Source organism: Rhizobium ruizarguesonis (assembly GCF_017357285.1).
Classification (GTDB): Bacteria; Pseudomonadota; Alphaproteobacteria; order Rhizobiales; family Rhizobiaceae; genus Rhizobium; species Rhizobium ruizarguesonis.
In genome coordinates this window covers 132,034-148,633 of the sequence record NZ_CP071678.1, presented here as the reverse complement: position 1 = coordinate 148,633, position 16,600 = coordinate 132,034, and the positions used below count along the sequence as shown (strand labels likewise).

Genomic DNA, 16,600 nt, shown 5'->3' with positions numbered 1-16,600 from the left:
TGATCCATGGAAACCTACACTGCAATGAGACACTTCGCCGACAGCTGGGGCCTCCTGGCAATGGCGGCATTCTTCGTCGGCGCGGTTGTGTTCACCCTTCGCCCAGGCAGCAAGCAAACGGCGAAAGAGGCCGCCGATATTCCCTTGAAGGATGATTGAGATGTAGGCAAAACATATCGATGAATTTAGCGGCGTCGAAACGACCGGACATGAATGGGACGGCATCCGCGAACTCAACAATCCGATGCCCCGCTGGTGGGTGTGGACCTTCTACGCCACCATTGTCTGGGCTTTGGGCTATGCGATCGCATATCCCGCGATCCCGATGATTACCGACGCCACGAAGGGCATGCTGGGCTTTTCCAGCCGCGCCGAGCTGCAGCAGAACCTGGATCAGGCCAAGGCATCGCAGACGACGCTTCATGATCTGATCGCCGCCAAGACGCTGCACGAGATCGATTCCGATTCTGCCCTTCGCGAATTCGCGGTCGCCGGCGGCGCATCTGCGTTCAAGGTGAACTGCGCGCCGTGCCATGGCTCGGGAGCAAGCGGCGGCCCGGGATTTCCGAACCTCAACGACGACGATTGGCTGTGGGGCGGAGACCTGGATGCCATCCAGGCGACGATCGCGCATGGGATTCGCTTCGACGGGGATACGGACACTCATGCTTCCGAGATGCCGCCCTTTGCCGATGTTCTGGATCCCCTCCAGACAAGGCAGGTCGCGGCTTACGTCTGGGGACTGACCAATACACCGTCGGACCCCGGTCTCACAGAGGCAGGAAAACAGGTCTTCGTCGATAACTGTGCCGCATGTCACGGCGACGACGCCAAAGGAAAAGCCGAAATGGGCGCGCCGGATCTCGCCGATGCGATCTGGCTGAAGGCACGCGGCGAGGATGCGATCATCCGCCAGGTGGCCGCTCCCAAGCATGGCGTCATGCCTGCCTGGGCAGGGCGTCTCGGCGATACGACGGTCAAGGAACTTACCATTTTCGTGCATTCGCTTGGCGGCGGGACGTGAGGAGAAAAGCCATGGCAGCTCACGGCCACAACCCGATCCTCGATCTCTATGGCACGCAGCGCGCCATCATACGATCGCGTGTGTCGGCGCGCGCCAAGGCCACCACGCCGCCCCCTTCCGATCAGGACGACCCGGCAAAGATCGGCAGTTCGATCGTCAGTTTGACCTGCCTCAAAGACCACGAGCAGACAAGCCGCTAGCTGTAGACTTGTCGAGGACGTCCCAGCGGTGGTTGTTCCCCCGCAGCTCCTCCAGGCCACGCCCTCTCTCCAGGGCGTGGCCTTTTCCTTTCGCAGGAAGGCCTTGCCTCTTGATCTGCATCAAGGAACGGATGCGCGGCAGATGGGACAAGGGCGGGTGAAATCGGATAGGTCCCATGAACCTCCACACTGCACCAGATCCCGATAACATCGAGCGGCTCAATGTCGAGCCGGTCAATGCCCGTCGCAACCGGCAGCCTCTCTACGCACCTCGGAAGAAGGTTTTTCCCAAGCGTGCAGAGGGACGATTCCGTCGGTTCAAGTGGATCGTCATGCTGATTGCGCTCGGCATCTACTATCTCGCGCCATGGATTCGCTGGGATCGCGGTCCTTACGCGCCTGACCAGGCAATCCTCATCGACCTTTCCTCACGGCGCTTCTTCTTTTTCTTCATCGAAATCTGGCCTCAGGAATTTTATTATGTAGCGGGTCTCCTCGTCATGGCGGGGTTTGGCCTGTTTCTCGTCACTTCCGCGGTTGGCCGCGCATGGTGCGGCTACGCTTGTCCGCAAACCGTCTGGGTTGATCTTTTTCTCGTCGTCGAACGTGCGATCGAAGGCGATCGAAACGCGCGAATGAAGCTTGACGCTGGTCCCATGAGCTTTGCCAAGCTGAGGAAGCGTGTCGTCAAACACTCGATCTGGTTGCTGATCGGCGTCGTCACGGGCGGAGCGTGGATCTTTTATTTTGCCGACGCGCCGAGCCTGCTTGTTTCGCTGTTCACCGGCCGCGCTCCTGCAGCCGCCTACACCACCGTCGCCATCCTTACTGCGACGACCTATGTGCTCGGCGGTCTCATGCGAGAGCAGGTGTGCACCTATATGTGCCCGTGGCCACGCATCCAGGGTGCGATGCTCGACGAAAATTCTCTCGTCGTCACCTACAATGACTGGCGGGGCGAGCAGCGGTCGCGTCACGCCAAGAAGGCTTTAGTCAATGGCCTATCGGTCGGGGATTGCGTGGATTGCAATGCCTGCGTGGCGGTGTGTCCAATGGGAATCGACATTCGCGACGGACAGCAGATGGAGTGCATCACATGCGCGCTCTGCATCGACGCCTGCGACGGTGTCATGGACAAGCTCGGAAAGCCTCGCGGCCTGATCGCCTACGCCACGCTGAGCGAATACTCGGGCAACATGTCGCTTGCCACGGACGAAGGACGAACGGCCGTCCAGCCATCCAGGGTTCGAAACGAGGATGGGACCTTCATTCCGGCGATCCGGCACTTCAACTGGCGTATCATCTTTCGTCCGAGAACCGTGTTTTACTCAGTCGCCTGGGCGTCGGTCGGCGTGGCCATGCTCGTCCATCTCACCTTTCGGGAGCGCCTTGAACTCAACGTCGTTCACGACCGAAACCCCCAATATGTTCTGGAAAGCGACGGCTCGCTGCGGAATGGCTACACGCTTCGTGTTCTGAACATGGTGCCGACGCCGAGGGATGTGAACATAAGTCTGGTCGGGCTGGAGGGGGCGACGATGCGCATTCCCGAGTTCGGCAAGGAAGACGCTCGCAGCTTTACAGTCCATGCCGAACCCGACGCGGCCACGACGCTCAAGGTCTTCGTTACGCGCAAGCCTACCGGAGCGGCGATCAATGAATTTCTGTTCGTTATCGAAGATACCGATCATGCCGATCGGGCAACCTACCGCGCGGCGTTCAATGCACCGGGAGACATCAAATGAAGACCTCCGCTCAAGGTTTTACAGGCCTGCACATGCTGCTTGCGACCTCGGCATTCTTTGGCGTGGTGATCGCGGTGAACGTCACCATGGCCTTCTATGCCTCCTCCAGCTGGAGCGGTCTGGTCGTGGAAAACACCTATGTCGCCAGTCAGGAGTTCAACCGCAAAGCGGCGGCGATGAAGGCAATGGCCGCTTCCGGCATCGAGGGCAACCTCTCCATAAAGGGGCACGAGATCCGCTACGACATTCACGACAAGAGCGGATCGCCTGCGATCGTCGACGACGTCGTTCTGAATTTCAAACGGCCCGTCGGAGACCACGAGGACTTCCTCCTTACGCTCAGGAAGACAGCCGCGGGGCGGTTCGAAGCGGAGCATGATCTAGCCGAAGGTGACTGGATCGTCGAGGCCATCTCGCGAAACGGCGGCGTGGTCGTCATGCATGAGGCAAAACGCATCGATACCGCGGAGTTAGACCAATGACCTGCTGTACCATGGACGCGGAAAGCGTACTTGCCCTCAGCGCGACATCATTCAGTGCCGAAGAGGTCCGCCTTGCCAGCCAGCCGCTCGGCGAGGGATTGCGCCAGCTGGACCTGAGCGTTTCCGACGTCCACTGCGGCGGCTGCATTTCGACCATCGAAAGGGCGTTGTTGACGCTTCCCTTCGTCAAGACAGCGCGAGTCAATCTCACGGCGCGAAGGGTGACCTGCGTCTACCAGGAGGAGATCGAGACGGGCGCAACCGATCCGTCCAAGATCCTCGCAGCGATCAACGCGGCCGGATATCGCGCGCATCTCTTCACCCCCTCCGCTCCCGAGAACGACAAGACCAGAAATCAGCTTCTCCTCGCGATCGGCGTTTCCGGTTTTGCGGCTGCCAACATCATGTTGCTCTCGGTATCGGTCTGGTCGGGCGCAGATGCCGCGACGCGCGATATGTTTCATTGGATCTCGGCGATGATAGCAGCGCCCGCGCTGGTTTATGCGGGGCGCTTCTTCTTCAAATCGGCCTGGAATGCGCTGCGGCACGGGCGCACCAACATGGACGTTCCGATTTCGCTCGCCGTGACGCTCTCCTATGCCGTTTCATTGTGGGAGACCGTCCATCACGGCGAGCATGCGTGGTTCGACGCTTCGGTCTCGCTGCTCTTCTTCCTGCTGATCGGCAGAACTCTCGATCATGTCATGCGGGAAAAGGCTCGGGCGGCGATCAACGGGCTCGCAAGACTGGCCCCGCGCGGAGCATTGCTGATCAATCCGGACGGGTCGCGACGCTACATTGCGGTAGAAGAGATCGCGGCTGGGGATGAAATCTCGATAGTCGCAGGCGAACGGGTTCCCGTCGATGGCATAATCGTCAGCGGAGAAAGCGACCTAGACCTCTCCATCGTCACCGGCGAGAGCAGCCCCGTCGCCGTCGCCAGCAACAGCGAAGTGAGTTCTGGGGCGATGAATCTGACCGGCTCGCTCGTGTTGCGAGCGACGAGAATTGCCAAGAATTCGCTTCTCTCGGAAATCATCGGCCTCATGGAAGCCGCCGAGGGCGGAAGAGCTCGCTATCGCAGGATCGCCGATCGCGCTGCGACACTCTATTCCCCGGTCGTGCATCTGCTGGCGCTGGTCTCCTTCCTTGCCTGGGGCCTCCTGGGCGGAGACTGGAAACAGGCCATGCTGGTCGCCGTAGCGGTCCTGATCATTACCTGCCCATGCGCATTGGGTCTTGCCGTGCCCGTGGTCCAGGTCGTCGCCGCGGGGGAGCTTTTCCGGAAGGGCATCATGGTGAAGGACGGCTCAGCACTCGAAAGACTGGCCGAGACCGACACCGTGGCCTTTGACAAGACGGGCACCTTGACGATGGGCAGTTCGCGCCTTGTCAGGGTGGACGCCATCGACGAGAGCGCCACCGCAATCGCCCGTGGATTGGCAGCGCATTCACGGCATCCTCTTTCTCGGGCCCTGGTACGGGACACCGAAACCGACCTCATGTCCTTCGACATCGTCACGGAAATCCCCGGCGGGGGACTGGAAGCCAGGAGCGGAGCGGATGTCTATCGATTGGGCAACGCGGCGTTTGCCTGCGGAACCAGCTTCGTGCCCCGCATCGCCGACAGTCCGTTCTCGGAAGTGGTCCTGTCGAAGAATGGTGTCGATCTTGCCCGCTTCTTCTTCGATGACACGCTTCGTTCGGGTGCTTGCGAGGCCATCGACCGGCTCGATGCAGCCGGCCTTGAAACGCTGATCGTGTCGGGCGACAGGCAGACCGTCGTCGACAATACGGCGCATGCCCTGGGTATCGACAGGGCTTTGGGCTCTCTGACGCCGAAACAGAAGGTCGAGGAATGCCAGAGGCTGAATGGCGAAGGTCGTCGCGTGCTCATGGTTGGCGACGGTATCAACGACGCCCCGGCACTTGCTGCCGCGCATGTCTCGATGGCGCCGGCCACGGCCTCCGATATCGGCAGACAGGCGGCCGACCTGGTTTTCTTCAACGATCGCCTTGACGCTGTTCCAGAAGCGATCGCCGTTGCGCGACGATCCGCCAGCCTGATCCGCCAGAACTTCGCTCTCGCCATCGGTTACAACGTTCTGGCGGTGCCGATCGCCATCGCCGGATTGGCGACGCCGCTAATAGCGGCGGTGGCAATGTCGACATCTTCGATCATCGTCGTGACCAACGCCCTGCGCCTGAACGCCTTTGGCAAGCGTCCGGATACGCGCATTCGAGGGCGGATCGGCAGGAGTGCGGAGGTCAAAGCCGCATGAACATGTTGATCTATCTCATACCGATCGCGCTGCTGATGGGAGGAATAGGACTCCTGGCATTCCTTTGGTCGCTGAAGAGCGGCCAGTATGACGACCTTCAAGGCGCCGCCTGGCGAATCCTCGCCGAGGACGAAACCGATCAACGAGAACCCTGACCGCACACTGGGTCCAAACACGAAAGGAAGATGGATGCTTGCGAAAAATTCTGTACTTCTGCAGTCTGACCTGTTTGCTGGTTGGGATCAGGCGACTGTGGAGCAATTCACCGCAACGGCTGAGGTTCGAACCTTCGCCGCTGACGAGAAGATCATAGCCGAGGGCCAGCAGGCATCGTTCGTCTACTGCGTCTTGAACGGGTTTGTCCGACTTTCAAAATCGGAATCCGCCGGGCGCGAGGCGGATATCTGCGTGTGCGAGCCGGGCGACACCTTTGGAGAGTATCTACTCGCGGGGGGCGGCTCCTACGCTTATAGCGCGCGGTCCGCCGACGGGGCCGAGGTCGCGCTGTTTGCGCTTGCGGACTTGCAGGCGTTCGCCGACCAACATCCAGTCGTACACCGGAACGTCATGCGCATCATGGTCAGGCACCTGCTCGGCGCGATGGATTGTATTGCGGGAGATCGGTTGCTCACAGCCGCGCAACGGGTGGCAAACTACCTTATGAGCCGTTGCCCCGCCTCGGCGACCACCTCGCGGGTCACGTTCCGCCTTCCTTACCGGAAGCGGATCCTGGCCGGCAAACTGGGACTGGCGCCGGAAGCCCTTTCCCGCGCGTTTGCGGCGCTCGCCCCGTCGGGGGTCGAAGTCAGAGGCAAGGTCGTCCTCGTCGATAGCGTCGACCTGCTGCGGGAGGCATGCTGAACCAACAAAACGGGATCGGCAAAGTGTCGTAATTGACCGGGGTCAATGTGCCGATCCCCCAGCCGATAGCGAACACGGCAGGCAATTGCTGGCGCTTGCCAGAGAACTCGGTATCGCGACGGAGGGACCGACGCAATGACACGCAAGTAGAAGCGCCTCGCGGTAATCGCGGGCGGCATGGGCTTCATTGCCGCCGCCGTGCTGTTGGTGATGTTCGCCTTCAGCCAGTCGGTCGCCTATTTCTACATGCCGGCCGATCTGGCCAAGACGCCGGTAGCGCCTGAAACCCGCATTCGCCTCGGTGGCCTGGTCGGCGAGGGCAGCGTCGTGCGCGACACCGGCTCGACGGTGGAATTTGCCGTCACCGACGGCAGCGCCAATGCCGTAATGGTCAAATATACCGGCATTCTCCCCGATCTCTTCCGCGAAGGGCAAGGCGTCGTCACCGAGGGCATGTTTGCCACAGGCACCAACGTCTTCATCGCCGATACCGTGCTTGCCAAGCATGACGAGACCTACATGTCGAAGGATGTGGCCGACAGGCTGAAAGCCCAGGGGCTATGGAAGGAGGGCCAGGAGGCAAAGGCGACGCCATGATCATCGAGATCGGCCATTATGCGCTGGTGCCGGCGCTCGTGACATCGATCATCCTCTCCATCGTACCGGTGATCGGCGCGCGCAGGCGCGACCAGGCGATGATGGATGTGGCGAGCAAGCCGACTGGCAGCAAGCTGACAGCGGATGAGCAGGCGAAGCTGAGCGAGCTGCTTCACAGAGATCGCACTATTTGACGGAGATCAATGGCGGCTCGACGCGGTCGTCCTATCGTCGTCGCAGCAACAATTCCTATGAACGAGGCAGGACAATGCAGGCGAAGGACATAATGACCACTAACGTGGTGTCGATCGGTCCAGCGGTCGGTATACGCCACGCCGTCGCTGTCATGATGCAAAACAACGTAAGCGGCCTTCCTGTCATTGACGACGAAGGCCGCGTCTGCGGATTGCTTACGGAGGGCGATCTGCTGTTGCGGAGAGAGATCCGCTTCGCTCCCCGCGCCGCCCGCGCACCCGAAATCATATCCGAGATTGATCTTGAGCGATATATTTCCAGCAATGGCTGGTGTGTCGCCGATGTCATGTCTCAAGATGTAATCGTGGCGAGCCCCGACAGCGAGGTGTCGGATATCGCCGAAAGCCTCCAGGCGCACCGGATCAAGCGGCTGCCTATCGTCGAGGACGGGCGCCTTGTCGGGATTGTCAGCCGCAGGGACATCCTCGGCCTGATCATCGATGCCCAGACGGCACCGCTGCCAAAAGGAGATGAATCGATCAGGCTGGCTGTCCGAACGCGCCTGAGGTCGGATTTGGGGATAACGCCCCAGAAGGTCCAGGTAACCGTCAAGAACGGCCAGGTGACACTCGATGGCAACGTGGAGTCGGAGCTGAAGCAAAAGGCTGTTCGCACCCTGGTCGAAAGCCTGGGTGTCGGCGCCTATCGTGACCGGCTCCAGATCGCCCGGCTGACCGGGACCGAGGTGGGCTGAGACAGCGCCTTATGCCGTTTAAAGCGCCCAGCATATCCGCACATCCGCGGATACCAATTTCCGGATATCGAAGCATATGCGGCGATAATGCACCTTATGGGCACCCGCTGGTGATCAGCCCGCTTCTCGCAGGGATTTTGTGAAATCGCTGCTTGCCTCAACCAGACAATCTCGCAGATTTTGGACATCCGAAGTTCTCAAGCTTGCGGCATTGCCGCCCGCGCCTGGCGGCGCGGCTTCGGCTGGCGCTCGTTGGTGGGGGTGAATTTGACGCGAGGAGGCTCGCTCGGTGTTGCGCCCCAAAACCGAGCGAGCCTCTGTCAAGTTCCCCCCTTGACACGGGAAAATCCCGACCCACCAAACCGACATACTCAATAGGCGATGCCGTTTCCTTGATGGAGGTCAAACATGGCTGGCAGAGGCAGCGATGATCTCTTCCAAAGCGGGCAGAATATCCATCGTGAGGCTTTGATCGTCGATCGGTCCGACATGTCTCAAGACGGACGGCTCGTCGAAGCCTCTTCAGCCATCTCGTGACTGGTCCGATGCGCTCGCCACCTGGTGCTCAGCTTTCACCCAACTTGATTAGGATCAAATACGCCGCAACCACCGCAATGTATTGCTCCGATCACACAGGGGAGCGTGCACATGGATTTCGAAGCGTTTTTCAAAGACGAGCTGGACGGGCTTCATGCTGAGGGCCGTTACCGCGTTTTTGCCGATCTCGAACGTCACCGCGGCAATTTTCCCCGCGCGACGCGTTACACCGCGGATGGCCAAAAGGAAGTCACGGTCTGGTGCTCCAACGACTATCTCGGCATGGGCCAGCATCCGAAGGTGATCGAGGCGATGAAGAACGCCATCGACCACTGTGGCGCGGGTGCGGGAGGCACCCGGAATATTTCTGGCACCAACCACCATCACGTCATGCTCGAGCGTGAGCTTGCCGATCTGCACGGCAAGGAAGCAGCGCTGATCTTCACGTCTGGCTATGTGTCCAACTGGGCGGCACTCGGCACGCTCGGCGCCAAGATCCCCGGCCTGATCATCTTCTCCGATGCGCTGAACCATGCTTCGATGATCGAGGGCATCCGCTATGCCAAGTGCGACAAGGTGATCTGGAAGCACAATGACGTGGCCGATCTCGAAGCCAAGCTCAAGGCCGCCGATCCGAAGGCGCCGAAGCTGATCGCCTTCGAGAGCGTCTATTCGATGGATGGCGATATCGCCCCGATCAAGGCGATCTGCGACCTCGCCGACAAATATGGGGCGATGACCTATCTCGACGAAGTGCATGGCGTCGGCATGTATGGCCCGCGCGGCGGCGGCATTGCCGAGCGCGAAGGGCTGATGGACCGGCTGACCGTCATCGAAGGCACGCTCGGCAAGGCGTTCGGGGTGATGGGCGGCTATATCGCCGCTTCGACGGCACTTTGCGATTTCATCCGCTCGTTTGCCTCGGGCTTCATCTTCACCACGGCGTTGCCGCCGGCACTGGCCGCCGGCGCCGTTGCCTCGATCCAGCACCTGAAGGTCAGCCAGTTCGAGCGCGCCCGCCATCAGGACCGTGTCCGCAAGCTGAGGGCGCTGCTCGACCAGCGCGGCATTCCGCATATGCCCAATCCGAGCCATATCGTGCCGGTGCTGGTCGGCGATGCGGCCAAGTGCAAGTGGATCTCCGACCTGCTGCTCGACAATTGCGGCGTCTACGTCCAGCCGATCAACTATCCCACCGTGCCGAAGAAGACCGAACGGCTGCGCATCACGCCGACGCCGCTGCATTCCGATGCCGATATCGCCCATCTGGTCGAGGCGCTGCATTCGCTCTGGTCGCGCTGCGCATTGGCGCGGATGGTTGCTTGAGCGAGACCGGTCGGCCATCGCATATTTCATCGCATCTTAGGTGCGATCCCCGCGGCTTCTCTATTGCACACCGTTGCACAAGCCAGGTCTTGGATGGGGATCAAAGCGGCTATTCTTCTTCCAGCAGAAGAGCTGTAGCTAGGTAGCCCATGCTCATCGTGCTCGCGAAGAGATAAATGAACAGCCCCTGTGCGAGATAATTCTCAAGGGTATCTGCCGTGGAGGTGGAGGACAAAAGACCGTTCTGCCAAACCGCGAAGCCCACAGCGCATCCAATTGCAAAGCCCGTGGCCAATCGAGTGAGTATGAAGCTGATCATGCGAGGCATGGCGGCACCTCAGAGCTAACTCACCGCAACGGCCAAGCAACGAGAATGTTCCGGCTGCAAAATGATCTTTGTCAACGACAGAGGAGGCCGGCCATGCAAAAAGCGGACGGAAACGAGGGACTGAAGCAGTGTATCTCCTAGCTTTTGCAGCCGGCGTTTTTGCGCTTCTCATTTTGCCTGGGCCGACCAACGCGATATTGGCGATGGCATCTCAGGGTCTGACCGCCGGGCGCGCGATCATGCTGCTTGGTACTGTTGCGTGCGCCTATCTGGCCATTGTCGTTCCGGCTTCCGGCCTGGCCGGTCCCTTTCTCCACGAGCACCCTCTGGCCGCGCAAGGCGTCAAGCTTGCTTCTGCAACCTGGGTGTTCTACCTCGCGCTTCGGCTCTGGGGCGTCGGATCCAGTCCCAAGGAGATTGTGACAGTACGGCAGTTGGCGATCACGACGCTGTTGAATCCCAAGGCGCTTATCATCGGGCTTACGATGATGCCTTCCGCGCAGGATGTGTCTGTAATGGCCGCCATCGTGACCCTCGCATTCGTCGTCCTGCTCGTATCGTCGATCTGGCTGTCGACAGGCAGAATTGTTCTGGGAAGCGAAAAACAAATGCCGTTGCTGGCTCGGCGATGCGGATCCGCTACCCTCCTGCTGTTCTCCGCAGTGCTGACCTTCAGCGCCTTTTGACAGGCACCAAGGATGCGGCCAATGCGTGATGCCGCAAGCTTCTCATTGAGAAATTTGCCTTAGGTCAATGAGCAAGTCTCCCCCGCCGCTAACATGCATCAGCGTTCAGAGGAGATATGCAATGCTCGCGAATGACGGAGAACTGGCGGACTATTTTTCCGCACTGGCGAATGCCAGCCGTCTATCCGTGCTGCGTAGGCTGGCTAACGGTGAAATCTCGGCCAAGGAACTTGCCACAAGTGTCGGGCTTAGCCAGTCGGCATTATCGCACCATCTGAACGTGCTGAAACGTCAGCAGGTCGTCAAGGCGCGCCGCGAAGCTCAGACGATCTACTATTCGCTCGCCAGCGATCGAAGCGAGAAAGCCGTCTCTCTTCTCAACGGCATATTGTTTCCCGACGGACTGCAGATGTCGATGTTCGGCTTCCCGGACTTCAGCCCCGAGGCCGCGTGAAAATCGCGATCGGTCGGAGCGTCGATCCTGCTAAGGTGGCCCGCCGCAGCCTAGCTGTCGGATCCCACAGTGCGATGGTGCGATCAATTCAGCCGGATGGAGGAACCACTATGGGCGAGGTTTTACGTAGCAGACCGGTTGGCAAAAAGAGTTTGGTGGAGCTAAGCGGGATCGAACCGCTGACCTCTTGCATGCCATGCAAGCGCTCTCCCAGCTGAGCTATAGCCCCATCAAGGTGGTCCGGTTCATGGCCGGTCCTGGGATACTCGTAAGGCACGTGCCCTGCGGAGTGGCGGCTTATTACTTCCGGTTTCCGGAGATAGCAAGCCTAAAAAAATGCGGCCCGGAGAATTTTTTCCTCGCCGGGCCGAAATGCGGTCTCAGACTTCGTCTTCGTCGCCGGTCACGCCGATGATATCGCTCATGTCGTCATCATCGTCATCTTCGTCGGGTGTGAGGAAGGTATCGTCGTCGTCATCGCCTTCGATTTCGACATCGTCGTCGCCGATATCTGGAATGTCGTCGCCGCCGGCGGCGTCATCGGCATCTTCCAGCGAAACCAGTTCGACTTCGGTGTTTTCAGTATCGACTTCCGCGACCTCGTCTTCCTCGGCAACTTCGGCGATCGCCGAGGTTTCTTCGAAGAAGGACAAAGGGTAGGACTTGCCGGTATAAGGAGAGACGATCGGATCCCGGTTCAGATCATAAAACTTCTTGCCGGTTTCCGGATCGGTACGCTTGGTTCCAAGTTCCGCTTTCGCCACTATAAGCCTCGTGTGAATAGCCGAATATGAGATTCGGCAGATGCCGTTCAAGCCGGCGTTCCATCGGAATTTATAAGCCGGTCCCCTTAATCGCTGTGGCTTCCCATGTCAAAGCCAAACTTTGCGATCCGAGCGCCGGGTTTTTGGCAAGCCGACGGATGACCGCCCGGCGCGTTTATGTTAACGAGCCGCAACAGCTGCAGAAGCGGACGGGAATTGCGACCGGCCAAGCCCGCCTTGCGGCAAAAATAGACTGCGTTTGCAAAGGATTACGCCATGCTGCACGGCTCTGCGCCCAGGCCCGCCACCGCCCGCAAATCCGCCAGTCTTACAGGCAGCGTCCGCATTCCGGGCGACAAGTCGATCTCGCATCGTTCCTTCATGTTCGGCGGGCTTGCTTCCGGCGAAACGCGGATCACCGGCCTGCTCGAGGGTGAAGACGTGATCAATACCGGCCGGGCAATGCAGGCGATGGGCGCCAGGATCCGCAAGGAGGGTGCGCAATGGGTGATCGAGGGCACCGGCAATGGTGCGCTGCTTGCGCCTGACGCGCCGCTCGATTTTGGCAATGCCGGCACCGGCGTGCGGCTGACCATGGGTCTCGTCGGCACATACGACTTTCACTCCACGTTCACAGGCGACGCCTCGCTTTCGAAACGGCCGATGGGCCGTGTGCTCGCTCCGCTGCGCGAAATGGGCGTGCAGGTCAGCGCATCCGAAGGCGACAGGCTGCCGGTGACGCTCAGAGGCCCGGGAACGCCGAGCCCGATCCGCTATCGGGTGCCGATGGCATCCGCCCAGGTGAAATCGGCCGTGCTGCTTGCCGGTCTCAATACGCCGGGTGTCACCACGGTCATCGAGCCGGTGATGACGCGCAACCATACCGAAAAGATGCTGCAGGGTTTTGGCGCCGCCCTTTCCGTCGAGACGGACGGGGATGGCGTGCGCACGATCCGGCTCGAAGGCCGCGGCAAGCTGGCGGGCCAGGTGATCGACATTCCGGGCGATCCCTCCTCCACCGCCTTCCCGCTGGTTGCGGCGCTGATTGTTCCCGGCTCCGACATCACCATCGTCAACGTGCTGATGAACCCGACCCGCACGGGACTGATCTTGACGCTGCAGGAGATGGGCGCTGATATCGAGGTGGTGAATGCACGTCTTGCCGGCGGCGAGGACGTGGCGGATCTGCGCGTGCGCCATTCCGAGCTCAAGGGCGTCACCGTTCCCGAAGATCGGGCGCCGTCGATGATCGACGAATATCCTATTCTGGCCATCGCTGCCTGTTTCGCCGAGGGCGCGACGGTCATGAAGGGGCTGGAGGAACTGCGCGTCAAGGAGTCCGACCGTCTTTCCGCCGTCGCCGACGGGCTGAAGCTGAATGGCGTCGACTGCGACGAGGGCGAGGATTTTCTCATCGTGCGCGGCCGGCCAGACGGCAAGGGCCTCGGCAACGCCGCTGGCGGCCAAGTCCGGACGCATCTCGACCATCGCATCGCCATGAGTTTCCTTGTCCTGGGGCTTGCCTCGGAGCATGCTGTGACGATCGACGACGCGGCGATGATCGCGACCAGTTTTCCGGAATTCATGCAGCTGATGACCGGCCTTGGAGCGAAGATCGAGCTGGTGGCGGAATGATGTGCCAGCTGCCGCATGTCCGCAAAGACGAACTCATTCGCCGTTTCGGCGTGCTGCCGCAGGATTGATCATATGACAAACGAGACCTTCACCATCGCCATCGATGGCCCGGCGGCCGCCGGCAAGGGCACGCTTTCACGCCGCATCGCCGACCAATACGGCTTCCATCATCTGGATACCGGCCTGACCTATCGCGCCACGGCCAAGGCGCTGCTCGATGCCGGCCTGCCGCTCGATGACGAGGCGGTGGCGGAAAAGATCGCAAGAGAGGTTGAACTCGCTGGATTGGATCGCGATATACTTTCCAAACATGAGATCGGCGAAGCCGCATCGAGGATTGCCGTGATGCCGGCGGTGCGCCGGGCGCTGGTCGAGGCGCAGCGACGGTTTTCGACGAAAGCACCGGGAACGGTGCTCGATGGGCGCGATATCGGCACGGTCGTCTGCCCGAATGCGGCGGTGAAATTCTATGTAACGGCGTCGCCGGAAGTCCGCGCAAGACGCCGTTATGACGAGATCCTCGGCAAAGGCCTGACGGCGGATTTCGATGCGATCTTCGAGGACGTCAAGCGGCGCGACGAACGCGACATGGGACGGGCCGACAGCCCTTTGAAACCAGCTGATGATGCGCACTTGCTTGATACGTCGGAAATGAGTATAGAGGCCGCGTTTCAAGCTGCTCAATCGATCATCGATGCGGTCTTGAGCCGAAATGCCTAAATTCAAGCGATTTTGCGTGCTCTGAGCATGGATCGCTTCTAATACAGCAAGCCTGAAATTCCGTCCAAGCGCCGGATTGCCTTCGTAAGAGAGGGCGGACTGGGTTCAGGCCCGTTCAACGCAAACCAACCGGCGCATACGTGTCCGCTTCCGTTTCAGGACACGCAGGAGATTTTATGTCAGTAGCTACCCCCTCCCGCGAGGATTTCGCGGCTCTTCTCGAAGAGTCCTTTGCCAAGAACGACCTGGCCGAAGGCTATGTCACCAAGGGCATCGTCACGGGCATCGAGAAGGACGTCGCCGTTGTCGACGTCGGCCTGAAGGTTGAAGGCCGCATCGCGCTCAAGGAATTCGGCGCGCGCGCCAAGGACGGCCTGTTGAAGGTCGGCGACGAAGTCGAAGTTTATGTCGAGCGCATCGAAAACGCGCTTGGCGAAGCCGTTCTGTCGCGCGAGAAGGCTCGCCGCGAAGAAAGCTGGGTCAAGCTCGAAGCCAAGTTCGAAGCTGGCGAGCGCGTCGAAGGCGTGATCTTCAACCAGGTCAAGGGCGGCTTCACGGTCGACCTCGACGGTGCGATCGCCTTCCTGCCGCGTTCTCAGGTCGATATTCGCCCGATCCGCGACGTGACCCCGCTGATGCACAATCCGCAGCCCTTCGAAATCCTCAAGATGGACAAGCGCCGCGGCAACATCGTGGTTTCGCGCCGTACGGTTCTGGAAGAATCCCGTGCCGAGCAGCGTTCTGAAATCGTTCAGAACCTCGAAGAAGGCCAGGTTGTTGACGGCGTCGTCAAGAACATCACCGATTACGGTGCGTTCGTTGACCTCGGCGGCATCGACGGCCTGCTGCACGTCACCGACATGGCATGGCGCCGTGTGAACCATCCGTCGGAAATCCTGAACATCGGCCAGCAGGTCAAGGTTCAGATCATCCGCATCAACCAGGAAACCCACCGTATCTCGCTCGGCATGAAGCAGCTCGAGAGCGATCCGTGGGATGGCATCCAGGCCAAGTATCCGGAAGGCAAGAAGATTTCCGGTACCGTTACGAATATCACCGACTACGGTGCATTCGTCGAGCTGGAGCCGGGCATCGAAGGCCTGATCCACATCTCGGAAATGTCCTGGACCAAGAAGAACGTTCACCCCGGCAAGATCCTGTCCACGAGCCAGGAAGTCGAAGTCGTCGTTCTCGAAGTCGATCCGTCCAAGCGCCGTATTTCGCTCGGCCTCAAGCAGACGCTGGAAAATCCGTGGGCAGCATTCGCCCGCAGCCATCCGGCCGGCACTGAAGTCGAAGGCGAAGTCAAGAACAAGACCGAATTCGGCCTGTTCATCGGCCTCGACGGCGATGTTGACGGCATGGTGCACCTCTCCGACCTCGACTGGAACCGTCCAGGCGAACAGGTCATCGAGGAATTCAACAAGGGTGACGTCGTCAAGGCCGTCGTTCTCGACGTTGATGTCGAGAAGGAACGCATCTCGCTCGGCATCAAGCAGCTCGGCAAGGATGCAGTCGGCGACGCCGCTGCTTCTGGCGACCTGCGCAAGAATGCAGTCGTTTCCTGCGAAGTCATCGCGGTCAACGACGGTGGCGTCGAAGTGAAGCTCGTCAACCACGAAGACATCACTTCCTTCATCCGCCGTGCCGACCTCGCCCGCGACCGCGACGAGCAGCGCCCTGAGCGCTTCTCGGTCGGCCAGGTGTTCGACGCCCGCGTTACCAACTTCTCCAAGAAGGACCGCAAGATCATGCTGTCCATCAAGGCTCTGGAGATTGCGGAAGAGAAGGAAGCCGTTGCCCAGTTCGGTTCGTCCGACAGCGGCGCTTCGCTCGGCGACATTCTGGGCGCAGCCCTGAAGAACCGCGGCGGCGAATAAGCTTCGCATCCGCCTTTGAATTGAAGAACCCGCCGGAGCGATCCGGCGGGTTCTTCATTTTCAGGCGATGGAAAAGTGCTAGAGCGGTTTAGCTTTCAACGGAGCGCTGAACCGCTCTATCTTTTTTTAC

At 60.2% G+C, this 16,600-nt stretch carries 20 protein-coding genes and 1 tRNA gene; 18 read left to right on the top strand and 3 right to left on the bottom strand.

The genetic code is table 11. The annotated features are described in order from the left end of the window. Nucleotides 1–6 precede the first annotated feature (6 nt). From J3P73_RS00660 to hemA, 13 genes are all read left to right on the top strand, one after another. Nucleotides 7–159: a CcoQ/FixQ family Cbb3-type cytochrome c oxidase assembly chaperone gene (locus J3P73_RS00660; protein WP_003568501.1), complete on the top strand. Its 153-nt coding sequence runs from the start codon at nucleotides 7–9 to the stop codon at nucleotides 157–159. 16 nt (nucleotides 160–175) lie between these two features. Continuing rightward, entirely contained in the window at nucleotides 176–1,024 is an 849-nt protein-coding gene (ccoP, locus tag J3P73_RS00655) for a cytochrome-c oxidase, cbb3-type subunit III (RefSeq protein WP_245002730.1), read from the top strand. Between the two features lie 11 nt (nucleotides 1,025–1,035). Next, the gene (locus J3P73_RS00650) at nucleotides 1,036–1,224 is read left to right on the top strand and encodes a hypothetical protein (RefSeq protein WP_018070437.1); all 189 of its coding nucleotides are present in this window, start codon (nucleotides 1,036–1,038) and stop codon (nucleotides 1,222–1,224) included. A gap of 176 nt (nucleotides 1,225–1,400) precedes the next feature. Further along, nucleotides 1,401–2,969 (top strand): cytochrome c oxidase accessory protein CcoG, encoded by a 1,569-nt coding sequence (gene ccoG, locus J3P73_RS00645; RefSeq protein WP_130774111.1) that lies wholly within the window; start codon nucleotides 1,401–1,403, stop codon nucleotides 2,967–2,969. Further along, nucleotides 2,966–3,451, top strand: coding sequence for a FixH family protein (locus J3P73_RS00640; protein ID WP_130673337.1), 486 nt, complete (start codon nucleotides 2,966–2,968; stop codon nucleotides 3,449–3,451). The genes ccoG and J3P73_RS00640 overlap by 4 nt, the downstream gene beginning before the upstream one ends. Beyond that, complete coding sequence (locus J3P73_RS00635; RefSeq protein ID WP_207579734.1) at nucleotides 3,448–5,733, top strand: cation-translocating P-type ATPase; 2,286 nt, start codon at nucleotides 3,448–3,450, stop codon at nucleotides 5,731–5,733. Before J3P73_RS00640 ends, J3P73_RS00635 begins: the two co-directional genes overlap by 4 nt. Next, entirely contained in the window at nucleotides 5,730–5,888 is a 159-nt protein-coding gene (gene ccoS / locus J3P73_RS00630) for a cbb3-type cytochrome oxidase assembly protein CcoS (protein WP_003549679.1), read from the top strand. Before J3P73_RS00635 ends, ccoS begins: the two co-directional genes overlap by 4 nt. A gap of 34 nt (nucleotides 5,889–5,922) precedes the next feature. Continuing rightward, entirely contained in the window at nucleotides 5,923–6,594 is a 672-nt protein-coding gene (locus tag J3P73_RS00625; protein WP_027689473.1) for a Crp/Fnr family transcriptional regulator, read from the top strand. Nucleotides 6,595–6,771: 177 nt separating this feature from the next. After that, the gene (gene ccmE, locus J3P73_RS00620; protein ID WP_245002696.1) at nucleotides 6,772–7,191 is read left to right on the top strand and encodes a cytochrome c maturation protein CcmE; all 420 of its coding nucleotides are present in this window, start codon (nucleotides 6,772–6,774) and stop codon (nucleotides 7,189–7,191) included. Then, on the top strand, nucleotides 7,188–7,385 hold the full coding sequence (locus tag J3P73_RS00615) for a hypothetical protein (protein ID WP_027689471.1): 198 nt from the start codon (nucleotides 7,188–7,190) through the stop codon (nucleotides 7,383–7,385). The genes ccmE and J3P73_RS00615 overlap by 4 nt, the downstream gene beginning before the upstream one ends. A gap of 74 nt (nucleotides 7,386–7,459) precedes the next feature. After that, nucleotides 7,460–8,140 carry a CBS domain-containing protein gene (locus tag J3P73_RS00610; protein WP_018481338.1) on the top strand — a complete coding sequence of 227 codons (681 nt, stop codon included), beginning with the start codon at nucleotides 7,460–7,462 and terminating at the stop codon, nucleotides 8,138–8,140. A gap of 408 nt (nucleotides 8,141–8,548) precedes the next feature. Continuing rightward, nucleotides 8,549–8,677 carry a hypothetical protein gene (locus J3P73_RS38050; protein WP_018070445.1) on the top strand — a complete coding sequence of 43 codons (129 nt, stop codon included), beginning with the start codon at nucleotides 8,549–8,551 and terminating at the stop codon, nucleotides 8,675–8,677. A gap of 111 nt (nucleotides 8,678–8,788) precedes the next feature. Then, nucleotides 8,789–10,003, top strand: coding sequence for a 5-aminolevulinate synthase (gene hemA / locus J3P73_RS00605; protein WP_130662588.1), 1,215 nt, complete (start codon nucleotides 8,789–8,791; stop codon nucleotides 10,001–10,003). Nucleotides 10,004–10,112: 109 nt separating this feature from the next. Here the strand turns inward: hemA and J3P73_RS00600 are convergent, their stop codons facing one another. Further along, the gene (locus tag J3P73_RS00600) at nucleotides 10,113–10,331 is read right to left on the bottom strand and encodes a hypothetical protein (RefSeq protein ID WP_018068675.1); all 219 of its coding nucleotides are present in this window, start codon (nucleotides 10,329–10,331) and stop codon (nucleotides 10,113–10,115) included. Nucleotides 10,332–10,459: 128 nt separating this feature from the next. Between J3P73_RS00600 and J3P73_RS00595 the strand changes: the two genes are divergently transcribed. Further along, nucleotides 10,460–11,017, top strand: a complete 558-nt coding sequence (locus tag J3P73_RS00595) for a threonine transporter RhtB (protein ID WP_018068676.1) — start codon at nucleotides 10,460–10,462, stop codon at nucleotides 11,015–11,017. Nucleotides 11,018–11,138: 121 nt separating this feature from the next. Next, nucleotides 11,139–11,471, top strand: a complete 333-nt coding sequence (locus J3P73_RS00590) for an ArsR/SmtB family transcription factor (protein WP_018068677.1) — start codon at nucleotides 11,139–11,141, stop codon at nucleotides 11,469–11,471. 153 nt (nucleotides 11,472–11,624) lie between these two features. On the opposite strand, the gene J3P73_RS00585 is transcribed toward J3P73_RS00590, so the two are convergent. Further along, nucleotides 11,625–11,700 (bottom strand) — tRNA-Ala (locus tag J3P73_RS00585). 151 nt (nucleotides 11,701–11,851) lie between these two features. Continuing rightward, complete coding sequence (locus tag J3P73_RS00580; protein WP_017966434.1) at nucleotides 11,852–12,235, bottom strand: TIGR02300 family protein; 384 nt, start codon at nucleotides 12,233–12,235, stop codon at nucleotides 11,852–11,854. A gap of 276 nt (nucleotides 12,236–12,511) precedes the next feature. On the opposite strand from J3P73_RS00580, the gene aroA reads away from it, so the two are divergent. The 3 genes from aroA to rpsA all read left to right on the top strand — a co-directional run bounded on the left by aroA (nucleotide 12,512) and on the right by rpsA (nucleotide 16,470). Further along, nucleotides 12,512–13,870, top strand: a complete 1,359-nt coding sequence (aroA, locus tag J3P73_RS00575; protein WP_018068678.1) for a 3-phosphoshikimate 1-carboxyvinyltransferase — start codon at nucleotides 12,512–12,514, stop codon at nucleotides 13,868–13,870. Nucleotides 13,871–13,942: 72 nt separating this feature from the next. Further along, nucleotides 13,943–14,590 (top strand): (d)CMP kinase, encoded by a 648-nt coding sequence (cmk, locus tag J3P73_RS00570; protein ID WP_011649930.1) that lies wholly within the window; start codon nucleotides 13,943–13,945, stop codon nucleotides 14,588–14,590. Nucleotides 14,591–14,766: 176 nt separating this feature from the next. Continuing rightward, nucleotides 14,767–16,470, top strand: a complete 1,704-nt coding sequence (gene rpsA, locus J3P73_RS00565; RefSeq protein ID WP_003544285.1) for a 30S ribosomal protein S1 — start codon at nucleotides 14,767–14,769, stop codon at nucleotides 16,468–16,470. Nucleotides 16,471–16,600: the final 130 nt, after the last annotated feature.

Bases quoted from the DNA above. Each gene is read 5' to 3' on its own strand.
- J3P73_RS00660 (WP_003568501.1), top strand. From the start codon at position 7: ATGGAAACCTACACTGCAATGAGACACTTCGCCGACAGCTGGGGCCTC.
- J3P73_RS00650 (WP_018070437.1), top strand. From the start codon at position 1,036: ATGGCAGCTCACGGCCACAACCCGATCCTCGATCTCTATGGCACGCAG.
- ccoG (WP_130774111.1), top strand. From the start codon at position 1,401: ATGAACCTCCACACTGCACCAGATCCCGATAACATCGAGCGGCTCAAT.
- J3P73_RS00640 (WP_130673337.1), top strand. From the start codon at position 2,966: ATGAAGACCTCCGCTCAAGGTTTTACAGGCCTGCACATGCTGCTTGCG.
- J3P73_RS00635 (WP_207579734.1), top strand. From the start codon at position 3,448: ATGACCTGCTGTACCATGGACGCGGAAAGCGTACTTGCCCTCAGCGCG.
- ccoS (WP_003549679.1), top strand. From the start codon at position 5,730: ATGAACATGTTGATCTATCTCATACCGATCGCGCTGCTGATGGGAGGA.
- J3P73_RS00625 (WP_027689473.1), top strand. From the start codon at position 5,923: ATGCTTGCGAAAAATTCTGTACTTCTGCAGTCTGACCTGTTTGCTGGT.
- ccmE (WP_245002696.1), top strand. From the start codon at position 6,772: ATGGGCTTCATTGCCGCCGCCGTGCTGTTGGTGATGTTCGCCTTCAGC.
- J3P73_RS00615 (WP_027689471.1), top strand. From the start codon at position 7,188: ATGATCATCGAGATCGGCCATTATGCGCTGGTGCCGGCGCTCGTGACA.
- J3P73_RS00610 (WP_018481338.1), top strand. From the start codon at position 7,460: ATGCAGGCGAAGGACATAATGACCACTAACGTGGTGTCGATCGGTCCA.
- J3P73_RS38050 (WP_018070445.1), top strand. From the start codon at position 8,549: ATGGCTGGCAGAGGCAGCGATGATCTCTTCCAAAGCGGGCAGAATATC.
- hemA (WP_130662588.1), top strand. From the start codon at position 8,789: ATGGATTTCGAAGCGTTTTTCAAAGACGAGCTGGACGGGCTTCATGCT.
- J3P73_RS00600 (WP_018068675.1), bottom strand. From the start codon at position 10,331: ATGCCTCGCATGATCAGCTTCATACTCACTCGATTGGCCACGGGCTTT.
- J3P73_RS00590 (WP_018068677.1), top strand. From the start codon at position 11,139: ATGCTCGCGAATGACGGAGAACTGGCGGACTATTTTTCCGCACTGGCG.
- aroA (WP_018068678.1), top strand. From the start codon at position 12,512: ATGCTGCACGGCTCTGCGCCCAGGCCCGCCACCGCCCGCAAATCCGCC.
- cmk (WP_011649930.1), top strand. From the start codon at position 13,943: ATGACAAACGAGACCTTCACCATCGCCATCGATGGCCCGGCGGCCGCC.
- rpsA (WP_003544285.1), top strand. From the start codon at position 14,767: ATGTCAGTAGCTACCCCCTCCCGCGAGGATTTCGCGGCTCTTCTCGAA.